This is a genomic window from Azospirillum formosense (assembly GCF_013340925.1).
Classification (GTDB): domain Bacteria; phylum Pseudomonadota; class Alphaproteobacteria; order Azospirillales; family Azospirillaceae; genus Azospirillum; species Azospirillum formosense.
Map to the genome: position 1 here is coordinate 1 of NZ_WHOR01000330.1, position 5559 is coordinate 5559.

The 5559-nt window shown below is 69.0% G+C and carries 3 protein-coding genes; all 3 read left to right on the forward strand.

Going from position 1 to position 5559, the window contains the following annotated elements; all coding sequences use genetic code 11:
- Window positions 1-152: 152 nt before the first annotated feature.
- The 3 genes from tssH to GBZ26_RS26375 are packed head-to-tail and all read left to right on the forward strand — an operon-like array spanning window position 153 to window position 5527.
- A complete protein-coding gene (tssH, locus tag GBZ26_RS26365) occupies window positions 153-2768 on the forward strand; it encodes a type VI secretion system ATPase TssH (RefSeq protein ID WP_174441374.1) in 2616 nt (871 codons plus the stop codon).
- Window positions 2769-2784: 16 nt separating this feature from the next.
- On the forward strand, window positions 2785-4860 hold the full coding sequence (locus GBZ26_RS26370) for a type VI secretion system Vgr family protein (protein ID WP_174441375.1): 2076 nt from the start codon (window positions 2785-2787) through the stop codon (window positions 4858-4860).
- 1 nt (window position 4861) lies between these two features.
- Complete coding sequence (locus tag GBZ26_RS26375; RefSeq protein WP_174441376.1) at window positions 4862-5527, forward strand: toxin-antitoxin system YwqK family antitoxin; 666 nt, start codon at window positions 4862-4864, stop codon at window positions 5525-5527.
- The last annotated feature ends 32 nt before the right edge of the window (window positions 5528-5559 follow it).

A 5559-nucleotide genomic window follows, 5' to 3' on the forward strand; every position in this document is an offset into this window, starting at 1 on the left:
TTGATTTTTGTTTTTTTTCAAACCAGAAGCCGCCATCCGATTTTCGCTTTGGTCTGGGGGGCTCGGAGATTGTAAAAAGAGCCGGGGGGAGAGGGGACTTCGAACGCACCTGATCCCGCCCCGCCCGCAACGTCATCCCAGGGAGCCGTCCCGTGACCGCCGACATCAAGTCCCTCATCGGAAAGCTCGACCGCGACGGGCGCAAGGTTCTGGAACGCTCCGCCGCGCTGTGTGTCTCGCAGACCCATTACGACGTCGAGGCGGAGCATGTGCTGCTGGCTCTGCTGCGGCTGAAGGACGCCACCGTCGCCGGCATCCTGCGCCATTACGGCGTCGAGGCGGGCCGGCTGGAGACGGAACTGGAAGCGGCGCTGGACCGCATCCGCCGCGGCAACAGCCGCACCCCGGCCTTCTCCCCCCGCGTGCCGGAGATGCTGGAGACGGCGCTGCTGATCTCCGTCACCCATCTGGACAGCCCGCAGATCGTCCTGCCGGCGATCCTCTGGGCCGCGGTCGCCTGCGATTCCGTGCGGGCGGTGGTGACGGAGTCCGCCCCCTCCCTGCTCGCCCTGCCGCGCGAGCGCACCGCGTCCGACCTGCCGGAGCTGGTGCGCGTCCTGAAGAAGGGCGGACCGTCCGCCGCCGCGTCCGACTCATCTCCCGCCGCCGCTCCGGTCTCGTCCGCCTCGGACGGGCGGGCCATGCTCGATCAATACAGCCAGGACCTGACCGCCCAGGCCAAGGCCGGGAAGATCGACCCGGTGATCGGGCGCGACCGCGAGATCCGGCAGGTCATCGATGTCATGATGCGCCGCCGCCAGAACAACCCGATCCTGGTCGGCGACCCCGGCGTCGGCAAGACCGCCATCGTCGAAGGTCTGGCCCTGCGCATCGCCGAGGGCGACGTGCCGCCGCCGCTGCGCGGCATGGTCATCCGCACGCTCGACCTCGGGCTGCTGCAAGCCGGGGCCGGGGTGAAGGGCGAGTTCGAGAACCGGCTGAAGTCGATCATCAAGGAGGTCTCCGCCTCCCCCGTCCCGATGGTCGTCTTCATCGACGAGGCGCACGCGCTGATCGGCGCCGGTGGAGCCGCCGGCCAGGGTGACGCCGCCAACCTGCTGAAGCCCGCCCTGGCGCGCGGCGAGTTCCGCACCATCGCCGCCACCACCTGGGCCGAGTACAAGAAGTATTTCGAGAAGGACCCGGCGCTGGCCCGCCGCTTCCAGCCCGTCTCGGTGCCGGAGCCGGACGAGACGGCGGCGGCGGCCATGCTGCGCGGCCTCGTCCGCCGTTTCGAGGAGCATCACGGGGTCAGCGTGCTGGACGACGGCATCGCCGCCGCCGTGGCGCTGTCCGCCCGCTACATCCCCGCCCGCCAGTTGCCCGACAAGGCGATCAGCGTGCTCGACACCGCCTGCGCCCGCGTCGCCATCGCCCGCAGTTCCAAGCCCGAGGCCATCGAGGCGATGGAGCGCGAGGACGCCATCCTGGCCCGCGAGGCGGAGCGGCTGGAGGCCGAACCCGGCACCGCCCACCACGCCCGCCTGTCGCAGATTTCGCAACGCCGCGGCGCGTTGGCCCTGGAGAAGGCCGCGCTCGACGAGCGCTGGACGCGCGAGCGCGATCTGGTCGATGCGGTGGAGGCCGCGTTGAAGGCCGGCCACACCGTGGAGGCCGCCGCGGCCACGGAAAAGCTGAAAGCGATCCAGGGCGACAGCCCGCTGGTCCCGCACCGGGTGGACGGCGCGGTGGTCGCCGCCGTGGTGTCGAACTGGACCGGCATCCCGGTCGGCTCGATGTCCAAGGACGACCTGGAGGTGGTCGCCACGCTGGAGGACCGCATGGCCGCCCGCGTCGTCGGCCAGCCGCAGGCGCTCCAGGCCATCGCGCGGGCCGTGCGCGGCTACCGCGCCGGGCTGGGCGAGCCGCACCGCCCCATCGGCGTCTTCCTGCTGAGCGGCCCCAGCGGCGTCGGCAAGACCGAAACCGCCCTGGCGCTCGCCGAGTTGCTGAACGGCGGCGAGGACAGCCTGATCACCATCAACATGTCGGAGTATCAGGAGGCCCACGCCGTGGCGACCCTGCGCGGCGCCCCTCCCGGCTATGTCGGCTACGGCAGCGGCGGCGTCCTGACCGAGGCGGTGCGCCGCCGTCCCCACGCCGTGGTGCTGATGGACGAGGTCGAGAAGGCCCATCCTGACGTGCTCGACATGTTCTATCAGGTCTTCGACAAGGGCGTGCTGGAGGACGGCGAGGGCGTGGAGGTGGATTTCCGCAACACGCTGATCCTGCTGACCAGCAACCTCGGTGACACGGAGCTGTTCGCTCTGGGCCGCGAGGCGCTCGACGCCGGGCGCATCGGCGAGGCGCGGGAAGAGGGGCTGGCCGCCATTTCCGACGTGCTGCGCCGCCGCTTCCGCCCGGCCTTCCTCGGCCGCCTGTCGGTCGTGCCCTACTACCCGCTGAGCGAGGCGCAGATCCGCCGCATCGTGACGATGAAGCTGGACAAGCTGCAACGCCGCACCGCCGGCAACCGCGGCGCCGAGCTGGCCGTGACCGACGCGGCGGTGGAGGCGCTGGTGCTGCGGGCGCTGAACTCCGACGCCGGGGCGCGCATGATCGACACGCTGCTGTCGGAATTCGTGGTGCCCGAGGTGGCGATCCGCATCCTCGATCGCGTCGCCGCCGGCCAGCCGGTGGGCCGCATCACCGTGGACCACGGCGCGGACGGCCGCTTCACCGTGAGCGTGGACGGCACGGCAACCTGACCGGGGAGCGGCGAGGATGGCGAAGCGCTTTACCCAGGACGGCCAGTACCTGTCCATCACCACCCCGCTGGGGGCGGACGCGCTGGCGCTGCGCACCATCGTGGGGGAGGAGCGGCTGTCGTCGCTGTTCACCTACCGCGTCACCATGATCTCGTCGGACGAGGACATCGCCTTCGACCGCGTCGTCGGCAAGGCGGTGACCGTCGCCATCACGCTCGGCGACCAGGAGACGGTGCGCTACATCAACGCCATCGTCGGACGGATCGAGCTGACCCACGTCGACGACCGCGGCCAGGTCGCCCATTACGAGGCGGAGCTTCACCCCTGGCTGTGGATGCTGACCCATTCCGGCGACTGCCGCATCTTCCAGGAGAAGACAGTCCCGGAAATCGTCGAGGAGGTCTGCAAGGGCGCCGGCTACACCGACCTCAAGAAATCGCTGACCGGGACCTACGCCAAGCGCGAATATTGCGTGCAGTATCGCGAGACCGACTACAACTTCGTCGCCCGTCTGCTCGAAGAGGAAGGCATCTTCTATTACTTCGCGCATGAGGACGGGAAGCACACCTTGGTGCTGGGCGACGGGGCCAACGCCTTCGCCAAGAGCCCGCTGCTCGACGCCTTCGAATACCGCGCCACCGAAGGGCACGACGACGAGGACCATGTGCTGAACGGGCTCAGCGTCGAGCGGCGCGTGACGACCAAGAGCTACGGCATCGACGGCTTCCATTTCGAGACGCCCTCGACCGACCTCTACGCCACGGCGGAAGGCGCGTCGGGCTTCGGCACGGTCAGCGACTACATGGGCCGCCACACCACCTCGTCGGATGGCGAGGCGATGGCCAAGCTGCGCCAGCAGGCCCTGGCCTTTCCCGGACGCCGGGTGCGCGGCAGCGGCGAATGCCGGTCGCTGGAGGCCGGGACGCGCATCACCGTGTCAGGCCACCGCAAGAGCGACCTGAACGCCGAGTATGTCCTGCATTCGGTGCGCATCGACGGGGCGAGCGGCCATTTCAACGCCCATTTCACCGCCTTCCCGCCGGACCTGCCCTTCCGCCCGCTCGACACGGCGGTGAAGCCGCGCATCCACTCGACCCAGACCGCCATCGTCGTCGGCAAGAGCGGGGAGGAGATCTGGCTCGACAAGTACGGGCGCATCAAGGTGCAGTTCCACTGGGACCGGCTGGGCAAGAAGGACGAGAAAAGCTCCTGCTGGGTCCGCGTCGCGCAGAACTGGGCGGGCAAGAACTACGGCATCATGTTCTTCCCGCGCGTCGGGCAGGAGGTCGTCGTGACCTTCCTCGACGGCGACCCCGACCGCCCGCTGGTCACCGGCTCGGTCTACAACGCCGAGCAGACGGTGCCCTACACCCTGCCCGACGATTCGACCAAGAGCACCATCAAGACCCAGACCTCCAAGAACGGCACCGGCAAGTTCAACGAGATCCGCTTCGAGGACAAGGCCGACGCCGAGGAGATTTTCGTTCACGCCCAGAAGGACATGAACGTCGAGGTGTTGAACGACGTGACCCGCCTCATCAAGCACGACGAGGTGGAGACGGTCGAGAACGACAGCACCATCGACATCCAGCACGACCGCAAGCTGACCGTGAAGAACGATCACAGCATCACCGTGTCTGAGGGCAACGAGACTCACGAGGTCGCGAAGGGCACGCGCGCCGTGACGGTGAAGGACAACGAGACCCACACCAACAAGGCGGACTTCATCCACAAGGCCGACGGCGACTACACCCTGACGGTGAAGGGCAACCTGACCATCGACGTGACCGGCGACGTGGTCATCAAGGGCAAGTCGGTCAAGGTGACGGCCACCTCCGGCGACGTCGGCGTCAAGTCCGGCACCGGCATGACGCTCGACGCCGGCGGCGCCTTCAACGCCAAGTCCGGCATGGCGATGGAGATCAAGTCGGGCATGGGCATGGACGTCAAGGCGAGCCTGGGCATGAACCTGAAGGCCGGCCTCGCCTTGTCCGCCGAGGGGCTGTCGGCCACGCTGAAGGCCCAGACCATGGGCGAGGTCAGCGCCGGCGCCATCATGACCGTCAAGGGCACCCTGGTGAAGGTGAATTGAGATGGCCGACCACGCCGTGTCCGAGCCCCAGCCCGTGGAGGAGCGCGACGAGCAGGGCCGCATCGTGCGCAGCGGCGAGATGCGCGACGAGGAGTTCCACGGCCTCTTCACCGCCTACGGCGAGGACGGGCACCCGATCCTGCGCGCCCGGCTGCGCGCCGGCCGGCTGCATGGCGAGGTGCGGAACTACGCGCCCGGCGGTGCGCTGGTCCAGGTGGCGGAATACGCGGACGGCGTCCAGCACGGCCAGACCACCTTCTACGCCAACGCCCGCCCGACCTGCCGCATGACCTACCGAGACGGCCTTCTCAACGGTCCGTCGGTCTTCTTCCACGAGAGCGGCACGGTGGCCGCCGTCTTCCAGTACCGCGACGGCAAGCGCGAGGGCGAGGCGCTGTTCCATAGCCCGCAGGGCCGCCCGATGCGGCGGGAGAGCTACGCCAACGACCGCCTGCACGGCCCGGTGCTGGGCTATTACGACGACGGCACGGTGAGCGAGCGCGCGGCCTTCCTGGACGGGCTCCAGGACGGGGTGCTGCGCCGCTTCTTCCCCTCCGGCGCGCTGATGCAGCACGGCGTCTACCGCCGCGGCCTGCTGATCGAACCGCTGCGGACCTATTCGGAGGACGGCAAGGAGATCGCCGTGCTGCAGCCTCCGGCGGGGTGAGGGAAACCCTTGGGGAGGTCTTGCCCCCACCC

Bases quoted from the DNA above. Each gene is read 5' to 3' on its own strand.
- GBZ26_RS26370 (WP_174441375.1), top strand. From the start codon at position 2,785: ATGGCGAAGCGCTTTACCCAGGACGGCCAGTACCTGTCCATCACCACC.
- GBZ26_RS26375 (WP_174441376.1), top strand. From the start codon at position 4,862: ATGGCCGACCACGCCGTGTCCGAGCCCCAGCCCGTGGAGGAGCGCGAC.